The organism is Marinobacterium aestuarii, assembly GCF_001651805.1.
Lineage (GTDB): Bacteria > Pseudomonadota > Gammaproteobacteria > Pseudomonadales > Balneatricaceae > Marinobacterium_A > Marinobacterium_A aestuarii.
Window position 1 is genome coordinate 3,233,618 of record NZ_CP015839.1, and the last position, 18,896, is coordinate 3,252,513.

General features: G+C 53.3%; 9 protein-coding genes. 3 read left to right on the plus strand and 6 right to left on the minus strand.

Annotated elements, in window-relative coordinates; translation table 11 throughout:
- The first annotated feature begins 50 nt into the window (after nucleotides 1-50).
- Nucleotides 51-1,445 (plus strand): purine-cytosine permease family protein, encoded by a 1,395-nt coding sequence (locus A8C75_RS14155; RefSeq protein ID WP_084784076.1) that lies wholly within the window; start codon nucleotides 51-53, stop codon nucleotides 1,443-1,445.
- A 601-nt stretch (nucleotides 1,446-2,046) separates the two neighbouring features.
- On the opposite strand, the gene A8C75_RS14160 is transcribed toward A8C75_RS14155, so the two are convergent.
- A complete protein-coding gene (locus A8C75_RS14160) occupies nucleotides 2,047-4,233 on the minus strand; it encodes an OsmC domain/YcaO domain-containing protein (RefSeq protein WP_067383610.1) in 2,187 nt (728 codons plus the stop codon).
- Nucleotides 4,234-4,653: 420 nt separating this feature from the next.
- Between A8C75_RS14160 and A8C75_RS14165 the strand changes: the two genes are divergently transcribed.
- Nucleotides 4,654-5,568 carry a nuclease-related domain-containing protein gene (locus tag A8C75_RS14165; RefSeq protein WP_067383613.1) on the plus strand — a complete coding sequence of 305 codons (915 nt, stop codon included), beginning with the start codon at nucleotides 4,654-4,656 and terminating at the stop codon, nucleotides 5,566-5,568.
- 752 nt (nucleotides 5,569-6,320) lie between these two features.
- Here the strand turns inward: A8C75_RS14165 and A8C75_RS14170 are convergent.
- The 3 genes from A8C75_RS14170 to A8C75_RS14180 all read right to left on the minus strand — a co-directional run bounded on the left by A8C75_RS14170 (nucleotide 6,321) and on the right by A8C75_RS14180 (nucleotide 9,823).
- Nucleotides 6,321-6,935: an alternative oxidase gene (locus A8C75_RS14170; RefSeq protein WP_067383615.1), complete on the minus strand. Its 615-nt coding sequence runs from the start codon at nucleotides 6,933-6,935 to the stop codon at nucleotides 6,321-6,323.
- Between the two features lie 967 nt (nucleotides 6,936-7,902).
- The gene (locus A8C75_RS14175) at nucleotides 7,903-8,661 is read right to left on the minus strand and encodes a potassium channel family protein (RefSeq protein ID WP_067383617.1); all 759 of its coding nucleotides are present in this window, start codon (nucleotides 8,659-8,661) and stop codon (nucleotides 7,903-7,905) included.
- 124 nt (nucleotides 8,662-8,785) lie between these two features.
- Nucleotides 8,786-9,823, minus strand: coding sequence for a hypothetical protein (locus A8C75_RS14180; RefSeq protein ID WP_157890299.1), 1,038 nt, complete (start codon nucleotides 9,821-9,823; stop codon nucleotides 8,786-8,788).
- 3,145 nt (nucleotides 9,824-12,968) lie between these two features.
- Here A8C75_RS14180 and A8C75_RS14190 point away from each other — a divergent pair.
- A complete protein-coding gene (locus A8C75_RS14190) occupies nucleotides 12,969-14,099 on the plus strand; it encodes a hypothetical protein (protein ID WP_067383626.1) in 1,131 nt (376 codons plus the stop codon).
- Between the two features lie 1,330 nt (nucleotides 14,100-15,429).
- Here the strand turns inward: A8C75_RS14190 and gcvP are convergent.
- On the minus strand, nucleotides 15,430-18,321 hold the full coding sequence (gene gcvP, locus A8C75_RS14200; protein ID WP_067383631.1) for an aminomethyl-transferring glycine dehydrogenase: 2,892 nt from the start codon (nucleotides 18,319-18,321) through the stop codon (nucleotides 15,430-15,432).
- Between the two features lie 138 nt (nucleotides 18,322-18,459).
- Nucleotides 18,460-18,846: a glycine cleavage system protein GcvH gene (gcvH, locus tag A8C75_RS14205; protein ID WP_067383633.1), complete on the minus strand. Its 387-nt coding sequence runs from the start codon at nucleotides 18,844-18,846 to the stop codon at nucleotides 18,460-18,462.
- Between the last annotated feature and the right edge of the window lie 50 nt (nucleotides 18,847-18,896).

Genomic DNA, 18,896 nt, shown 5'->3' on the forward strand with positions numbered 1-18,896 from the left:
ACAGGCCGCCCCGGGCACAGGATTTTTTATTCACATTACAGGTAAGGCAAATGGAAAACACCGAGGTTCTGCAAACAGTCATGGAAGACCATGCACTGGAAAGTGTGCCGGACAATGCACGGGAGGGCTGGTTAAAACTCTCCTGGAATACCGCAGGCATCGTAACCACCCTGATACAGCTGTTTTTCGGCGCCCTGGCGACCTTTGTTGCCGGCTTCAAGATAGCCATGATCGCGGGCATCACCGTGACTATTATAGGTTCACTGCTGGGGTGGCTTTGCGGCCATGTCGCCTTTAAATCCGGATTATCCAGCACTGTCATGGCACGCCAATACGGCTTTGGCGTAAAAGGCTCTATCCTGGGTTCCGCCATCTTTGCCTTTATGATTATTGGCTTCCTGGCACTGGAGAATGCCCTGCTCTACCAGGGGTTTCTGTTCTTCTTTAACATGCCTGACACTGTTATGAACCAGGTCATTATTTATGGCGCCCTATCCGCCGCCTGGATATTCCTCACCCTCTATGGTTTTAAACTGGTCTCCAGGGTCTCGTCCATCAGCCTGGTTCTGTTCCTGGTCATTCTGATCTACATGACCTACTCGGTGCTGGTCACCACCAACCAGAGCTTCGCCGCCGCCACCTCCTTTGGTTCCATACTCCCAGCCGATGTACTCGCAGGCATGGGCGCCAGCACCGACATGGGCAAGTTCATCTTCTGCGTTAACCTCTTTATCGGCTCGGCCGGCGCCCTGGCACTGGTGGATGCGGATATAGGTCGCTATGCCAAAAGCTCAAAAGACATCGGCATTGCCGCGCTCCTGGGTAATATTTTCCTGGATATCGTTATGGTGGCGATTGGCGGTGTGGTCATGTTCGCTGGCAGCAGCAGGCTCATCGACTCCTACATGGCCAAGGGTATTCCTGCCGATGTCGCGCAGAGCATGGCGCTGTCCCCCGATGGCGTGGCCGCAGCCTTTATCGTCTTTGGCGGCATTATCGGCTTTATCCTGATGATCATGGCCCAGGGCAAGGCCCAGGTACTCAACACCTACAGCGGTTCGCTGTCGTTATCCAACCTGTTTGATGCCGCCAACCTGCGCATGCCCCGCTGGATGCTGGTTGTGGCCGCCAACCTGATTGCGCTGGCGATGATCACCATGAATATTCTTGGCCTGGTGCAGTCCTGGGTGAATATCCTGGGTGTTCTGACCACGGCGTTCGCCAGTATCATGCTGGCCGACTACTTTATTATTCGCAAAAACGGCCGTGACAAACGGGTACACGACGAAGCCGTAAACTGGGCCGGTATCATCAGTACCCTGGTGGCCTCGATACTGGCGCACTATGTGCTGAATAGCCTGATTCCGGTCGAGTTCTTTACCAGCCTGGTGGTGAGCGTAACCCTGTATGTGATCCTGCGTAAGTCGGTATTTAAACCCGCTTAGATAAAACTGCAGATTAACCTGACGGACAAATAGGTTTACTCTCTATATATCCGTCAGGACATAAAAACGGACGCAGGCGGCACTTGGGGTCCATTCTTTGGAGGCTCATTGGTATCCTGCGAAAGCTCATGCACGGCCTACTCATTCGCACCAATCTGCCAGAGCGGATCTTGTTACCCCTTATGAAGCCGGCGAGCACTGAGGTCAGTGTGCGATCAGGCCCGCAGGGGCGAGACAGGGACTGTCGAGCCGGCGATTAGGAACAGGATGTTCCGTTAGCGCCGCCCGCACAATGACTTCAGAGCACAGCAAGAAGGCTTCATCGGGGCGTGCTTTCTTTGCATACTTTCTTTGCACGAGCAAAGAAAGTATGTCGCCAAAGGGCGACATACTGATTATCAAAAAGCCCGCTAAGTATCCGCTGGTAGCCAAATTCCAAGACCCAAGAAATACAAACGTCCGGCCAAGTAAAGCACTTGGGGTCAGACTCTGTTATTTACCTGCAGCCTATCAGCCAGCCGTAGGGTACCAAGGGGTCTCAAGCGAATTGCGCCGAGCGACGGAACGCCGCCCGGTGCAGTTATAACTGCTCAGTAATCGTTTAGCTCGCTGATTTTCCAGCCCGCAGTGCGTGTAGCTTTTTGTAGCTTTCGATCAGGCGCAGATGCTTGTCTAGGCCCTCCAGCTGCATGTTGGTGGGGGTCAGGCCGTAGAAACGCACAGTGCCATTCACCGAGCCGACGACAGCGCTCATGACGTCGTCGCCAAACATGCGCTTGAGGTTGGTGAGGTAGTCATCGAGCTCAAGCTCATCATCCAGGGTGATTTCCAGCACCGCATTGACCGCACGGTAGAAGAGCCCGCGCTCGACGGTGTTGTTGTTGTACTGCAGGAAACTTTCGACCAGCTCCAGCGCTTCTTCATGCTGTTGCAGCGCCAGATAGATCAGCAGCTTCAGCTCAAGAATCGTCAACTGTCCCCAGACGGTGTTTTCGTCAAAGACGATGCCGATCAGGGTGATGATATCCATGTAGTTATCGAGCTGGCTTTCTTCCAGGCGCTCCGCCAGTTCGGCCAACTGCTCATCATTCAGAGAATGAAGATTGAGGATGTCTTCGCGGTAGTTCAGCGCCACATTGGTGTTGTCCCAGATCAGGTCCTCCACCGAGTAGACTTCGGAATAACCGGGCACCAGGATACGGCAGGCTGGCGCACCCAGGTCTTCATGCACCGCCATGTAAACCTCTTTGCCCATCTCCTTGAGGATGCCGAACAGGCAGGCGGCTTCTTCCTCGTTGGTGCCGGAAAAATCCCATTCGCAGAATTCAAAATCCTGCTTGGCACTGAAGAAGTGCCAGGAAATAACCCCGGTCGAATCAATAAAGTGCTCAACGAAGTTATTGGGTTCGCAGACGGCCATACCGTTAAAGGTCGGCGGCGGTACATCGTTCAGACCTTCGAAGCTGCGCCCCTGCAGCAGTTCGGTAAGACTGCGCTCCAGTGCAACTTCCAGGCTTGGGTGTGCGCCGAAGGAGGCAAAGACACCGCCTGTTCTGGGATTCATCAGCGTGACACAGGCCACCGGGAACTGACCACCGAGGGAGGCATCCTTGACCAGCACCGGAAAGCCCTGCTCTTCCAGCGCCTTGATGCCCTCAAGCACATCGGGATACTTTGCCAGCACCTGGGCGGGCACATCGGGCAACGCAATTTCGCCTTCGATAATCTGCTTCTTTACCGCCCGTTCAAAGATCTCCGACAGGCACTGCACCTGGGCTTCGTACAATGTATTGCCCGCACTCATGCCATTACTCAGGTACAGGTTCTCGATCAGGTTCGAGGGAAAGTACACTACCTCGCCGTCGGACTGGCGCACAAAGGGCAGCGAGCAAATGCCGCGCTCACTGTTGCCGGAGTTGGTATCGATCAGATTGGAGCCACCGAGCTCCCCGTCCGGGTTGTAAATAGGCAGGCAGTAGTCATCCAGAATACCCTTGGGCAGCTCGTCCTGCGGCCCCGGCTTGAACCACTTCTCGTTCGGGTAGTGCACGAAGTCGCCATTGGCGATTTCACTGCCAAAGAACTGATCGTTGTAGAAGAAGTTGCAGCTCAGGCGCTCGATAAACTCGCCCAGCGCCGAACAGAGCGCACTTTCCTTGGTCGCGCCCTTGCCATTGGTAAAGCACATTGGCGAGGCGGCATCACGGATGTGCAGCGACCACACATGGGGCACTATATTGCGCCAGGAGCCGATCTCGATCTTCATCCCCAGATCCGCCAGGATCGCCGTCATATTGGCGATGGTCTGCTCCAGCGGCAGGTCCTTGCCCAGGATAAAGGTACTGGAATCGCCCTCGGGCTTGGCCATCAGCAGCGCTTGCGCATCCTGATCCAGACTCTCAACCGTCTCAATCTCAAACGTGGGGCCCGTCTGCACTACCTTCTTTACGGTACAGCGCTCGATCGAGCGCAGGATACCGGCACGGTCCTTCTCGGACAGGTCTTCCGGCAGCTCTACCTGAATTTTGAAAATCTGGTTATAGCGATCTTCAGGATCAACAATATTGTTCTGCGACAGACGGATATTGTTGGTCGGAATGTCACGCGCCAGGCAGTAAACCCGCACGAAGTAGGCCGCACAGAGCGCCGAAGACGCCAAAAAGTAGTCGAACGGGCTCGGCGCCGAGCCATCACCCTTGTAGCGTATGGGCTGGTCTGTGATGACGGTGAAATCATCAAACTTGGCTTCAAGTCTGAGATTGTCGAGAAAATTGACTTTGATTTCCATTCCGAGGGTACCAGGGTTGCAGAATTTAGACGGCCTATAGGCCTAGATTGCCGCCATTATCCAGCTTTTACCCCCCCTCGTCTCGAGTGACTGGAACAAAGTCGCGACTGGTTTGGGCTCGGGCGAGGTGTGGCTACCTGCGAACTCTACGCCGGAAGCACCGGCATGGGAGTCTGGCTTCTTGTAGAGCTTTCGTCGGGGACCTGTGTCAAACGAAGGTATTGAACGATCAACCGCAGAGGCCGGAAAAAGCAAGAACTGGCCGCCTTCCTACCATCGGATTGAGTCGAAACACATTAGAATCACTGCAATAGCCAAGCCCGTTGGAGATCTTGAAACCTGGTTCCAGCGGCGTTATTTGGCGCTTTCATTAGAACAGCCTATGATGCTTGCTCACTAGGCATGGATGGAGCAGGTCATATGGAATGGCAGTCATCGTTCTACGCTGTCGGCATTGTTCTCACACTATGCCTTGGTCCGCTGATGCTACTGTTAGGCATTGCTCTATATCTGAAAAAGCTTCAGGCACGCAGTCGGACAACGCCGCTCACGGCAGACCTGCTCAGGCCCGCCGGTTTTACCCTGCAAAAGCAGATCGACGCGCTGCAAGCTGACCTGATGCTGTGTTTTATAACGATACCGGTTATGACCACACTCACGCCGTTAATGCTATTAATGCAGGGGGAGTTCTTCGATAAGAAGGCAAACTTGGCCACGTGGGTCACGCTGTCTTGTCTCGCCGCCATTGCGGTCGGTTACTATGTATGGAAAGCACTGGGCATCGTAAAGCGGCTGGGACATTTACGACTCGGTTTCGCTTGCGAATTGGCCGTAGGGCAGGAACTGGAGCAGATCATTCGGCCAGAAGAGCGGCCCTACCGGGTCTTTCATGACATCCCGTTCGAGAACTTCAACATAGACCATCTGATCATTACCCCATCCGGTGTCTTCGTGATTGAGACGAAGGGGCGTTCCAAACCGATCAACGGTACAAACAAGCAGTTCAAAGTCCGACTTGAAGGGGGCGCTCTTCATTTTCCAAACCACGTAGAACGTGCTCCATTGGAGCAAACTCGAAGAAACGTGCAATCCGTCCGCAAATGGCTCTGTGACTCTACTGGCTTCGAAGTGCCGGTTGCCGGCGTACTCGTGCTTCCGGGCTGGTATATCGAAAGGAAGCAGCGCTCCGTTGACCCATATGTCATGAATGGGGCTGAGCTAACAAAACAGCTACCCCGGCTGCATGCAGGAATACTTGAGGCTGGACAGGTGCAAGCAATTGCACATCAAGTGGCTCAACGGGTGCGGGATGTTAATCGAGAGCGAGTACTCTGAATTTACGCAAGAGCACTAAAGCGGGTTCAGGTCTTGGCTTATAATTTTTGGGGTAGAGTATTTTTAGGGTCAGAGTAAATACTTTTTCATTCCTTCACCTTTGCCTTAGGACCTCGTTCTAAAGCAATCACGCGTCGTCCAGCGAGCGCCTCGATTTGTTGCTTGAATCTGTCGTTACCCAAGGCCAAGCCTTTCTGCACTGTCGCTCTGATGTCCGTCTGGACATCTGCATCAATGTGTTGCGCAAATAAGGCGCGATAAGCTTCCTCTGAAGCAAAACACGCCTACCGGTTAGTGCCTCGCTGAATAATGTGCAGAGGAATACCGGACAAACATAACCGAGGTGATCGTGCCATATATCATCCTTGATGACCGGGTACTTTTGCAGTTTAAGAACTTATCCTTTATCGATATACAGTAGATCTATTTTTACTCTGACCCCAATTACCCGAGCCCAATTACCCTAGCGGGTTAATGCGCCCTTGCGCTCAGCATTCTTGTGGAAAACGATATTACAGAGACTTATCTAGCCATAAGCCGGTGCCGCACCAAAGGCGCGGCTGTTATTACCCCAGAATTCGATCAAAAGTGCAAAAGACAAGACCCCTGTCCTTTCGCCCGCCGCAGCGGATCAATTCCATAATCCGCCATTGACTCTATCTAATGCAACCTGCGCGGGCTTGTTCAAGACTGGGATAAGGTGGCGGCTGCGCGCTACCTTGTTATATTTGATATACGCCTAATATTCCGGGTCAAGATAGGTCATCAGAGAATTGATGATTGACGTCTCGATGATGTGCTTCATCATTCCGCACCGCTAGAACCACGTCTCTCAAACGGGCATCAGGCGCCAAGTTCCAGTAGTCAATCGCGATTTGCGGGGCAACGACGTTCTCGCTAACGCCATTATCAATATCTGCGAGGTATTCAGTATAACTGTATACGGCTTCTTCCTCGAAGTATCCGACGATACGGTGCGCGATTCTCGGAGAGCAAAGGTAGACCATAAAGAAAAAATTATAGAAAATTCCTTGCGCCATTAGGATGAGAAAGCGTTCGAATTTTGACGGTTTCGCAATGTGAACGAACGTCATTAGGTGCATCCTCTCGTTCTCCGCCTCATTCAGTAAGGTCTGGATCCATCCGTCATCGTTCTCCATGGTGCGAAGGGCGCGCAAATGTCGAAGGGTTCCTGCCACCATGCCTGGAACTCCCGCAATCGTTTCCAATACGACAGCGCGATGTCCGTAGCGCTTCGCGAAGAATATATCTGCAAAAAAGCGGAGAAACTTAGTGAACCCGAGGGCCAATCGATCCGAGAGACCAACCGGCGTGCGATGTTTTGCGGGCGGAGATGCTGATTCCATATCAATTCCAATTCTCTGATAGTTCAGATCGCTGCCATAGTCGTCAGGACTGAAACTGCGTGCTGGAACCTTTGCATTGAATTTTCTTATAAAGACTAACGAAAGGAATATAACGCCTCACATCAGAGCTTAATCTACCAATACTCCTGATGAGCACTGTCGGGCAGCTGCCAACTCAAGACATCCTAGCATTAATTCAACCAGCCTGGCTTAAATATTTTTGGGGTCCTTATTTTTGGAGGCTTTTTCGGGTCAGAGTAAATACTTTTTCATTCCTTCATCTTTGCTTTAGGACCTCAATTTAAAGCAACAACGCGTCGTCCAGCGAAGGGCCACGGGGTCTTGCCTATTGCCCTCAGATAAAACTATAGCAAAAGGAAAGACCTGACCCCATTCACCTGATTTATCACACAGAAAAAAGGGTGTATTTATGTTAGGTTTTGCGCCTCCGGAGCGGAAGGTTACATATTGCTCATTGTGGTACTGCCACATATGTGCCAGAAGAGTATCTGGGTTTATGTTGAGATTTTCGGCTATTTTTTTAGCTGTAGCTGGAATTTCTTGTGAGTGGTATTTGGCAATTAGGGCTACTACGCTAAAAAGAAAGTCGTCTAGCTTTATTGGGCTAGGGGGAGTGAGTAATGCCTTGTAATGACGAAGGCTTAAATGCAACACAACTAGCAATCCGAGGCAGAGTATTGAGGTGGCCACCGCTATTTGGGTTAGTAGCTTGGATTGAGTCTCAAATAATCCTTGCAGAAATGTTAGAGCCGTATCGTTGGTACATGCAATTGCTGCTGCCGATATTGTCGCCGCTAATAGGATACTTAGCCACTTGGATGGTAGCCATGATTCTAGGACGGAGTTTAGTAATTGGCTCAAATGAAACCCCTTAACGCCCAGCTAAGGGGCAGGTTTGGAGCGTAGCGGAAAACCAGTCCCGCTTCAGCTGATTGTTAGCTCTTTTTCAATCGTCTTTCAGATATATCGCCAAACATACAACTATCAAGGTGAACCCACAAAGCACCTCAAAAACTGATAAAAATTGTGAGAACCATAACTTTGGATATATGTCACCATACCCTAAAGTCGTGATAGTAACCCCACTAAAGTATGTGGTTTGAATGATATTTAGAATGCTGTCAGTACTCCAATGTGCAGCTGGCAACAAACTGTAAATAATGGAGAAATTCAAGATGAGTTCAAAGTAACTTCGAAATGAAAGAATTAATCGGTCATGATTCAGAAGCTCCCCCCCATTTACTTTCTCTTTGAATGGCATGCAGCTCAAAAGTTTCACTTTTACTTCTAATGGGTATCGGAGTGCAGAATCTAGCTTTTCTGCTTTCCCCTCATCCAACACTTTGTTTACCAAAAATCTATAAACCTTGGCAGTAATCGGAAAATTCACTCGATCGTTGGATTTTTTGTCTGAAATTTTATCAAGAGCATCTCTTAAAAAGGCATAAAATATCTCGAAGCACCTTGATAGCAGAAAAACCATCCATAACCAGATAAAGAAAGAATCCATAGAACTTACCTTTCTAACTTCTTCCTCGTCGCTGATGTTCATAGATATCAATAGAATCAAAAAAGAGGCTACTGATATCCCAAAGTATAACCAATTAAGGCTTCTAATAACTTTATTTTTGTTTGAGCCTTCCTTTAGAAAAGTAGCCAAATACAATGTTGGACACATAAAGCCCAAAATAAAAACTGAAATCATATTTTATGAAAATCCTTGAGAGCTAACGCCTGAATTCAGCGGCATTTGAGGAGACACCTGTTTTTGCGGCAGCAAAAATGGGTGGCGGGTCAAATGTCCGCTGCAATGATTTGTTGGGCCGCATCTACGCCATTCCCCGTTCTTTCAATCGTCGGCCGAATTCTGGCCCGTGCCCACCCGAAACTAAATAGGCGAAGACTTCTCTCAAATCTCGACGAAGGTCAAACAAGTCGTCAACTGCAAGCGGTGCATAAGGGCAGTCACCATACCGACTACTAGGGTGCATGGTAATCACTCGCTGTTCGTACAATTCTTCGAAATATTTCCGCTCGCCGGGATCGATCCCCAAAGGCCGATTAAACGTGTCATCCAACCATCTTCCGGCATCTGTGGCTGATGGATTTGCTATACCGTTCACCTTTAACGCATTCACGACCAGTGAGAAAGAGGCCTCAAGCGCAATGAAGGCCACAATAGTCGCTTCCTCTGTAAATTCGTAATATCGAGAAAGCATGTCACACTTGATCAAGCACGTGACTCCCCTCAGGAGCACATGATCAGTCTCCCCGATTTGACTTAAAAGCTCGGCTTGGCGATCTAGGTTAACTTCATTTTCGAACAGATGAATGGGAGCTAATGCTTCCCCGTTAGATGCAACTCCATCAATGACCAAACGGCGCAGCTCAAGCTGAGTGTCACCATCTCTGAGATCGACAGACTGCGAATCCAGCAAAGCGAAAGTTGTATGCTCGGGATACAGCAGGATCTTTGGCCCATCAGCATCCTCACAGAGCAGAATGGAGGCCCAAAAACGAACTTCCTGCGGGGTGGCCCAGTCCATCTCCGAATACGGAAAATTCGAAGTTAGCTGATCGTAAGGTTTTGCTAAAACAGCCGAAAATGCAATCTCGTCATCCGCAACATAAAGTGAACTTCCATTCGCACAGATGCCCCGGGGATATTGGCCTCGCGGATTGAACAGCCGAATTCGAAAGGCCAATTCGTTACGGTAGCGAGATATGTCTTCAAAAGGTCTTACAAGATGCACAGTATGCTGCCTATGTGGCCCAACATTTGTATCGTAGCCTCGGAGGCCGATTTGCCTGAGGCCAGTATCTCCTGATAAATTTTCGTCAAAAACGGGCGCAAAGCCAGGTAGCATGAGCGGCTCAGGTCATCTGCTCAATCGCATTGAATCCGACAAAACGATCACCAAGCCTCATATCCACTTTTCGACTACGCCTTGTAACTTCATGATTTCAAATAAGTATCAGCACATTTTTAGCCACACGCCAGGATACTGGCCTGCAAGGCCTCTTATCCGGAATAATCAACTGAAAAAGCCTGAAAACCACGCTACCGCCCTCCTCGCGACGGAATACCGCCAAGGATGCACGCAGTCATAGCCAGTAAAACAAAGGAATTGCGAGTGGAGATAGGATTCACCCAGCCTGGCTTCCGATGCTCAGCTGACGATTTGTTCTATTACCGATCAAAAATCTGGCACCGGTAATCCTTCAGTGCCTGAAGGGCATGATGCCGAAAGCAGGGGCAAGATGGAAGGAAAAATGAGTAGGAACAGGGGCTAGGGACGAGGCGCGAGGTGCGAGGTGCGAGGTGCGAGGTTAAAAAGCAACAGCAGTGATTCGTGATTCATCATCGCGGCGTACCAGACCACCGGGACATCAGAACGGCATGCATTCCCCCTTCTGAGCAGAAAATTGCTCCTGCATTTTCTGGCTACCGGCCATCCATGGCCCTATGCCGGCGAGCACTGGCGTTATTGTGCGATCAGGCCCGCAGGGCGAGACAGGAACTGTCGAGCTGCAGATTAGGAACAGGATGTTCCGACTCTCAACCTTGAAGGCCTGCACCCGCACAATGGCGTCAGAGCGCAGCGAAAAGGCTTCATCGGGGCGCATTCTTCAAGGTAAAAACCTTGCCCACCTCTCCTTGTAGAAAGCCCTTGTCGCGTAACAAGGACTGTCTACAAGGGAGGTGGGTCACCGAAAGGCGAAATGCGGATTCGAAAAAATCGGCAGAGCTTCCGCCTATAAGCGCGATCCAGAACAAACTGGACTCCAGCTTTTTTTACTTATGCCAACCGGCATAGCGGCGTACCGCCGCACTGTGCAATTCGCAGGCTCATTAACACTCGACCAAAGCCAGTTTCCGATGGGTACGCTCCGCTTTACCCTACAAGTGCATACCAAATCGCAAACCACCAATACATCAGAACGGCTTACATCCCCCTCAGCAGCCGACGAGCACCGGGATTATGTTCCGATCAGACCCAAAGGGGCGAGGCAGGGACTGCCGATAGGGGAAATGAATGTCCCGCTCTTCACCTTGAAGGCGGGGCGCCCAGAGCATCATTCCGGCGCGCAGCGCAGCAGCAGGCCGGCTGATGGGCGGTGCATTCTTCAAGGTAAAGAGCCTTTGCCCACCTCCCCTTGTAAAAAGTCCTTGTCGCGTAACAAGGACTGTCTACAAGGGAATTGGGTCGCCGAGAGGCGAAATACGGACTCAAAAAACTCCGCAGAGGTTTTGCCAGCAAGGGGGCCATCCAGAAATGGCTAATCTTCTGCATAAGTCGCGGCCATACCCAATGGCACCACCACATGGTGCAATTCGCAGGCTCATTGACACCCTACCCAAGCCCGTTCCCTGCCACCCCATAACCACCAATACATCAAAACGGCTTACATTCCCCCATTTGAAGCCGGCGAGCACTGACGTCATTGTGCGATCAGGCCTGCAAGGTCGATACAGGGACTGTATCGACGCCGATTAGCACATGGATGTGCGTTAGCGGCGCCCGCACAATGGCATCAGAGCGCAGCGCAAAGGCTTCTTCGGGGGCGCCTTTCTTTGGTTACTTTATTTGCGCGTGCAAAGAAAGTAACGCGCCAGCAAGGCACAATACAAACCATCAAACTACCTCGCAACGCCCGCCAGCACAGCGGTTTCAAGAATCAGAAACCATCAGCTTCGGATGGAAATGTGACCCATATCATTGAGCAGAACTGTTACCGATGTGGTTGGACTTCACAGTAACCGTGATTCGAGATTCGTGATTAACCTTGGCGGCACACCGCCGCACGGTGCAATTCGCACCGGCGGGCTAACAGAACGGCTTCCATCCCCCTCAGCAGCCGACGAGCACCGGGATTATGTTCCGATCAGACCCAAAGGGGCGAGGCTGGGACTGCCGATAGGGGAAATGAATGTCCCGCTCTTCACCTTGAAGGCAGGGCGCCCAGAGCATCATTCCGGCGCGCAGTGTAGCCGAAGGCCGGCTGATGGGTGGTGCATTCTTCAAGGTAAAGAGCCTTACCCACCTCCCCTTGTAAAAAGTCCTTGTCGCGTAACAAGGACTTTCTACAAGGAAAGTGGGTCGCCGAGAGGCGAAATACAGACTCAAAAAACTCCGCAGAGGTTCTGCCGGCACGAGCCACCCAGAAATGACTTCTCTTCTACATAAGTCGCGGTCATACCCAATGGCACCACCACATGGTGTAATTCGCAGGCTCATTGACACCCTACAAAAGCCCGTTCCCTGCCACCCCATAACCACCAATACATCAAAACGGCTTACATACCCCCTTCTGAGCAGAAAATTGCTCCTGCATTTTCTGGCTACCGGCCATCCATGGCCATATGCCGGCGAGCACTGGGGCGGTTTTTCGATCAGGCCCGACAGGGGCGAGGCATGGATGCCGAGCCGCCGATGCGGCACAGGGATGTGACGTCAGCGGCGCCCGGAAAATCGTCCCAGCGCGCAGTAGAGAGGCTTCTGCGGGGGCGCCTTTCTTTGGTTACTTTCTTTGCGCGTGCAAAGAAAGTAACGCGCCAGCAAGGCGCAATACAAACCATCCAACCGCCTCGCAGCGTCCGAAACCACGGCAGTCTCGAGAACCAGGAACTATTAGTGCCCAGCAAAGTGTTATTGAACTGAACTGTTACCTATGTACTTGAACCGCACCCATTCAGATTTTGTTAAGAAAACCTTGAAGCTTTCCCTTGTATTCTGTAGGTTATTTCCAAAATAATAAATTGGTTTGCCTATGGGCGCTGGCTCTTTAGTGCCAGCAGAGATGGCTGTTGAAGCGTTATTCCGGCCGAATCCCGCCATAGTCTGTGCAGGTATTCACCCCTGTTGCAGTGACAAACCTAACCGGGAGTCGAAGCTGCAAGCCCTTAAACTTCAGCCCCTATATGCCACCCTCCTCGCGGTCCTCGCAGCCGTAATGTCTGGCTGCTCTTCAGCACCGCTGCATGATGTTCGTCCCTTTGTTAGAGCTAATATGACCGGCCAATCCGACGGTGCAGGGCTCCCCGGCGTAGACGCCAAGCTAGCGACTTTTGGCAGCAGCACAGCGCCTTCAGTAGTTATTCCAAGCAGCGGCTTCATCGACCAACACCTGGACACCGTACAGACACTTCCCTTTCAGCCTCTAGGCGACATACTCCACACCGATATCGTTATAGGCCGCTCAGGTGATGACCGCTACCGGGCGGGTATGGGCTGGGCCAGCAAGAAGGGTCACAACGATGTAAAACTGAGCCTGTTCCGACAGCAGACAGTCGGCGACGGACTCGACGGCCTGTGGCTGGCCAGCCTGCAGGGAGAATTTACCCCAGCCGCTCTGGCTAAAGATTTCGACTTCACGGGGGAGCTTGCCCTTGCAGCGCAAAGCGGCTCCTCGCAACGCACCGCAGGAGGCTCCGGTATCCGCTTTCAACTTGCCAGGAAGCCCGTTAATGGCTTCAGTTATGGCCTGGCCCTGAGCCAATTCAGCGAGGGCTTCCACCCATACGGCAGTGTCGTGAGTGCGGGTGAACGCCGTGCCGCCGCCAAGCTGGGTTTCACACCCTGGGCCGACACGAAAATCACAGCCAGCACGGATTATATTTTCCGCGATTGGAATGGCGACACGCCATGCGATGAATACCGCACCGGCCTGTCGTTCTCCAGTATCGTTTTCATTTACCTGAGCGCCAAATTCGAAACATCCGCGCAGCGCGCACTCGATTGCGCTGCGGCCTCTTATACCGGTGACATCGACAGCTGGGCATTGACCCTGTCTGAGAAGGCCTGGACGGGGTGGGACATCAACCTGGTTGCAGAGGTCTCGCAAAAGAGCCTGCCCTTCACGCAAGAGCAACGGACCAAGAGCCACTATCGCGTATCAGGCGAACAAGACCTTCGCCTGGGATCACACTGGGCGTCATTCGGACCTGAAGTGTCGTTGCAAACCGTCACCGACACTAATATAGAACGCCGGCTGCAGACCGGGTTTGTCATGGATATCGAAACCCATATGCATAATATCAGCCTCTACCTGGGCTATGAGTCCCTCACTGCTTCCGGGGGTACCGTTGACGATAATGCTGGCAAGATCAAACTGGCGTACCGCCTCGATTTCGACGCCTGAACACTTGTTGCCAGCGACCAGAGCCGCGGAGCGAATACAGGGACTGCCGAACTGCAGATTGAGGCATTATTCCGGTGCGCAGAGCCGCCGAAGGCCGGCTGACGGGTGGCGCATTCTTCAAGGCAAAGCGGCGAAATACAGACTCCCGGAAGCCGTATCAATTCTCCGCCGGCAGCATGCTAGAACTCTTGCAACGCTCAAAATCCGAGGCACGGGAAGCACCACGCCCAGTAAACTGTTACCCATATCATCCTTGGCTTTTTCCCGGTTCTGATTATGTGTACGCAAGCGCACAGTGCAGACGCTGAAAATAGTGTTTACTGGTTCCATTGTTTGACGGATCGCATATTCGCGCGGCGTCCAACGAATGACGCCTGCGCTGGGTTCGATTGAAACGTCCGACGCCTGCAGGCCGGGTTGCACAGACGCCGAGGCGGATGTGACTCCCTCAGTCACAGGTTAGCGTGAGAAGAGAAAAATCATGACCTTGCAACCTCCCAGCACAGCTAAAACTACAGACTCCTACCTGCTACGTTTTACGTCGCTATATAACCGGGGACGCGGCATCGCTGTGCCCTGCGATGCCGCTGGCAACGTTGACACGGGCTCACTCAGCCTGCGACTTCGCCTTGCGTACCTTCGTGCACGGTTAATGGTCGGTCGGGAGTACTCACGTCCAACAGTACAGCCGAAGGCCGGCTGATGGATGACGCATTCTTCAATGCTAAAAATCTTGGATACCTTATTTGCACGAGCAAAAAAATATCGCGCCAGCAAGACGCAGTACAAACCATCAAATAATCCAGCAGCACTGAAGATTCAAGAGTCCATACGTATACATACCCAGCAAAGTGTTACCCATGTCATTGCTCTCTACTGCATCCCGTTCGCCGATGAAACACCTGTGCAGGAGCCCGCAGCACTGGCGAATAACACCGCGCTGCCCCGGCTCCTTCAGCTATACAGGTAAGCGCAGGAGCGCGGCCATGCCGGGCGTTTTCAAGAGAAGTATCGAACGTCCCACAGACCCGCTTGTTCAACTCAACACCCAATACAAAACGCAAAAGGCCCTGCATTTCTGCAGGGCCTTTTGCGTTTCAAACCGAACAACCGTTTTCAAAGTTTCAGATTACAGCTCCCGAACTCGAGAGCCCTAATCGCCAGGAGCATGTCCGAGTATCCTGACCGTAGCGAGAGCCGGCTGATTTGAGCTGGTTTTCGCGGTGTTTCACGGCAAATACTGGTTCTATTTAACGCAAAACACCACAAAAAATCAGCCAAACTCAGATAGTTCGCAGTAGGTTAAATACTGTCGGACAGCCTCCTAACCTCAGTCTTCCCGATAGTTATCAATCGACGGGCAGGAGCAAATGAAATTGCGATCGCCGAATACGTTGTCGATACGGTTGGCCGCCGGCCAGAACTTGTTGCGACGGGTCGATTCGGTCGGGAAGACCGCTTCGTCACGCCCGTAGGGACGATCCCAGTCACCCACCAGGTCCGCCATGGTGTGCGGTGCATGGTGCAGCGGGTTGTTTTCCGCGGTCCATTCACCGGACTCAACGCGGCTGATTTCGCCGCGAATCTTCACCATGGCTTCGATGAAGCGATCCAGCTCCGCCTTGGATTCAGACTCGGTCGGCTCGATCATCAGGGTGCCGGCCACCGGGAAAGACATGGTGGGCGCGTGGAAACCGTAGTCCATCAGGCGCTTGGCGATATCTTCCTCGCTCACGCCGCAGGCTTCTTTCAGCGGGCGTATATCGACGATGCATTCGTGGGCAACACGACCGTTGCCGCCACGGTACAAAATCGGGTAGTGCTCGCCGAGCTTCTCGGCCAGGTAGTTGGCACCCAGAATCGCCACACGGGTGGAGTCCTTGAGGCCGGACTTGCCCAGCATGCGGATGTACATGTAGCTGATCGGCAAGATGGCGCCTGAACCGAAAGGCGCTGCAGAGACTGCGCCGTTCTGGTTGTCCAGACCCGGTACAGCACTCACCTGATGGCCTGGCAGGAAAGGGGCCAGATGGCTCTTCACACCGATAGGACCCATGCCCGGGCCGCCGCCGCCGTGGGGAATGGCGAAGGTCTTGTGCAGGTTAAGGTGCGATACGTCGGAACCAATCAGGCCGGGCTTGGAGATACCGACCTGAGCATTCATGTTGGCGCCATCCATATACACCTGGCCGCCGTGCTTGTGCACCAGAGCGCAGATCTCGACAATTTCCTGCTCGAACACACCGTGGGTGGACGGGTAGGTAATCATCAGGCAGCTCAGATTTTCGCTGTGCTGCTCGGCCTTGGCACGCATGTCTGCCACATCGACGTTACCTTTGGCGTCGCACTCAACGATCACGACCTTCATGCCCATCATGGCCGCGGACGCAGGGTTGGTACCGTGGGCGGAAGACGGAATCAGGCAGATATCGCGGTGACCTTCGCCGATGGATTCCTGGTACTTGCGGATCGCCAGCAAGCCGGCGTACTCGCCCTGGGCACCGGAGTTGGGCTGCAGCGAGACGTTGTCGTACCCGGTAATTTCCACCAGCATGGCTTCCAGCTCTTCAAGCATGCGGTGGTAACCCTGAATCTGGTCTACCGGTGCGAAGGGATGGATATTGGCGAACTCGGGCCAGGTCACCGGAATCATTTCGGCGGTGGCGTTGAGCTTCATGGTGCAGGAACCCAGCGGAATCATGCCGTGAACCAGGGAGTAATCCTTGTTCTCGAGCTGCTTCATGTAACGCAGCATTTCGGTTTCGCTGTGGTGGGTGTTGAACACAGGATGGGTCAGGATGGCATCTTCACGGCGGTGTTCAGCGGCAATGCCGGTGGCCTCGCCTGCCATAATCCGCGCATCGATAGCGGCCACATCCAGGCCGTGACCAGCACCCAGAATGACGTCGAACAGCTCGGCGACATCGGCGGCACTGGTGGTTTCATCCAGGCTGATACCCAGACGGTCAGTGCCGTTGAGGCGCAGGTTGCAACCCTGGGCCAGGGCGCGCTGGTACACCGCCTGCTGCTGGTCACCCAGGGTCAGGGTCAGGGTATCGAAGTAGCTGTCGTTAACCGCAAAGCCCTTGTCTTTCAGGCCAATGGCCAGAATGGCGGTAAGACGGTGCGTACGCTCGGCGATAGCTTTAAGACCATCCGGGCCGTGGTACACGGCATAGAAGCTCGCCATGTTGGCCAGCAGCGCCTGGGCAGTACAGATGTTGGAGGTCGCCTTCTCGCGACGGATGTGCTGCTCGCGGGTCTGCATCGCCATGCGCAGCGCCGGGTTGCCACGGGTATCGACGGAGACGCCGATAATGCGGCCCGGCACCGAACGCTTGAGCTTGTCGCTGGCGGCAAAGAAGGCCGCATGGGGGCCACCAAAGCCCATGGGCACGCCAAAGCGCTGCATAGACCCCAGTACTACGTCGGCCCCCAGCTCGCCCGGGGATTTCAGCAGTACCAGCGCCATTGGGTCGGCCGCCACCGCCACCATGGCCTGCTGGCCCTTGGCACTGGCGATCAGGCTCTTGATATCGGTGATGTTGCCGCAGGTACCGGGATACTGCAGCTGCGCGCCGAACACATCGTGCTGATCCAGCTCTGACGCCGGCGCTACTACAACCTCGTAACCGAAGTACTCGGCGCGGGTACGGATAACGTCGATGGTCTGCGGATGCACATCATCGGCGACAAAATAGGTGTTGCTCTTCTTGCGGTTGGAGCGCTTGCACAGCGTCATGGCCTCGGCCGCAGCCGTGGCTTCGTCCAGCAGGGAGGCGTTGGCCAGATCCATGCCGGTGAGATCCATTACCAGCTGCTGATAGTTGAGCAGGGATTCCAGGCGGCCCTGGGCAATTTCTGGCTGGTAGGGCGTGTAGGCGGTGTACCAGCCCGGATTTTCCAGCACGTTGCGCAGGATGATGTTGGGCACGCGGGTGTTGTGGTAACCCATACCGATATAAGACTTGTTGACCTTGTTCTGCCGCGCCAGGCCCTGCAGATAGTTCAGCGCCTGGACTTCGGTCTCGCCGTCGTTCATGGCCAGGGCATCGTCGAGCAGAATGCTGGACGGCACTGTCTGGCGCATCAGGTCGTCTAGCGACTCGGCATTCAGGGTCTGCAGCATGGACTGCTGTTCGGCCGCATCGGGGCCAATATGGCGACGGGTGAAATCCGTGCGCTGCTCAAGTTCAATCAAGGTACGGGGTTTAACAGCCATAACACTACCTGCGTGCTCTGTGCCGGCTTCGGATCTACCGAAACCGGCAACGGGTTCTAAAAAAGCGAAGAGCGCACGGCTCTTCGCGTTTTGCATCGGTAACCGCCCTGCTGGCGCAGGTTCGGCTATGGGCCCAACTTATTCCGCAACCGTCGCCTGATAGGCGCTGGCATCGAGCAGTGCTTCCAGCTCGGTGGCGTCGCTCAGTTTCAGTTTCGCGATCCAGCCTGCCTGATAGGCATCTTCGTTCAGGGTCTCGGGGGCATCGACCAGAGCCTCGTTCACTTCAATTACTTCGCCAGACAGGGGTGCGTAGATATCGGATGCCGCCTTGACGGACTCCACCAGGGAGAAGTCTTCACCCTTGGCGACATCACGGCCGACTTCAGGCAGTTCAACGAAAACCACATCGCCGAGCAGCTCCTGGGCGTGGTCAGTAATACCGACGGTTACGGTGCCGTCGCCATTATCGAGAATCCACTCGTGAGATGCAGTATATTTCAGAGTATTGGGCACATTGTTCATCGAGAAATCCTTCTAAAGCACTATTTTCAGTTCAATTCGTAGTCTTTGGC

Coding starts and splice junctions, on each gene's coding strand:
- A8C75_RS14175 (WP_067383617.1), bottom strand. CDS start 8,661: ATGATTTCAGTTTTTATTTTGGGCTTTATGTGTCCAACATTGTATTTG.
- gcvP (WP_067383631.1), bottom strand. CDS start 18,321: ATGGCTGTTAAACCCCGTACCTTGATTGAACTTGAGCAGCGCACGGAT.
- A8C75_RS14160 (WP_067383610.1), bottom strand. CDS start 4,233: ATGGAAATCAAAGTCAATTTTCTCGACAATCTCAGACTTGAAGCCAAG.
- A8C75_RS14165 (WP_067383613.1), top strand. CDS start 4,654: ATGGAATGGCAGTCATCGTTCTACGCTGTCGGCATTGTTCTCACACTA.
- A8C75_RS14190 (WP_067383626.1), top strand. CDS start 12,969: ATGACCGGCCAATCCGACGGTGCAGGGCTCCCCGGCGTAGACGCCAAG.
- A8C75_RS14155 (WP_084784076.1), top strand. CDS start 51: ATGGAAAACACCGAGGTTCTGCAAACAGTCATGGAAGACCATGCACTG.
- A8C75_RS14170 (WP_067383615.1), bottom strand. CDS start 6,935: ATGGAATCAGCATCTCCGCCCGCAAAACATCGCACGCCGGTTGGTCTC.
- A8C75_RS14180 (WP_157890299.1), bottom strand. CDS start 9,823: ATGCTACCTGGCTTTGCGCCCGTTTTTGACGAAAATTTATCAGGAGAT.
- gcvH (WP_067383633.1), bottom strand. CDS start 18,846: ATGAACAATGTGCCCAATACTCTGAAATATACTGCATCTCACGAGTGG.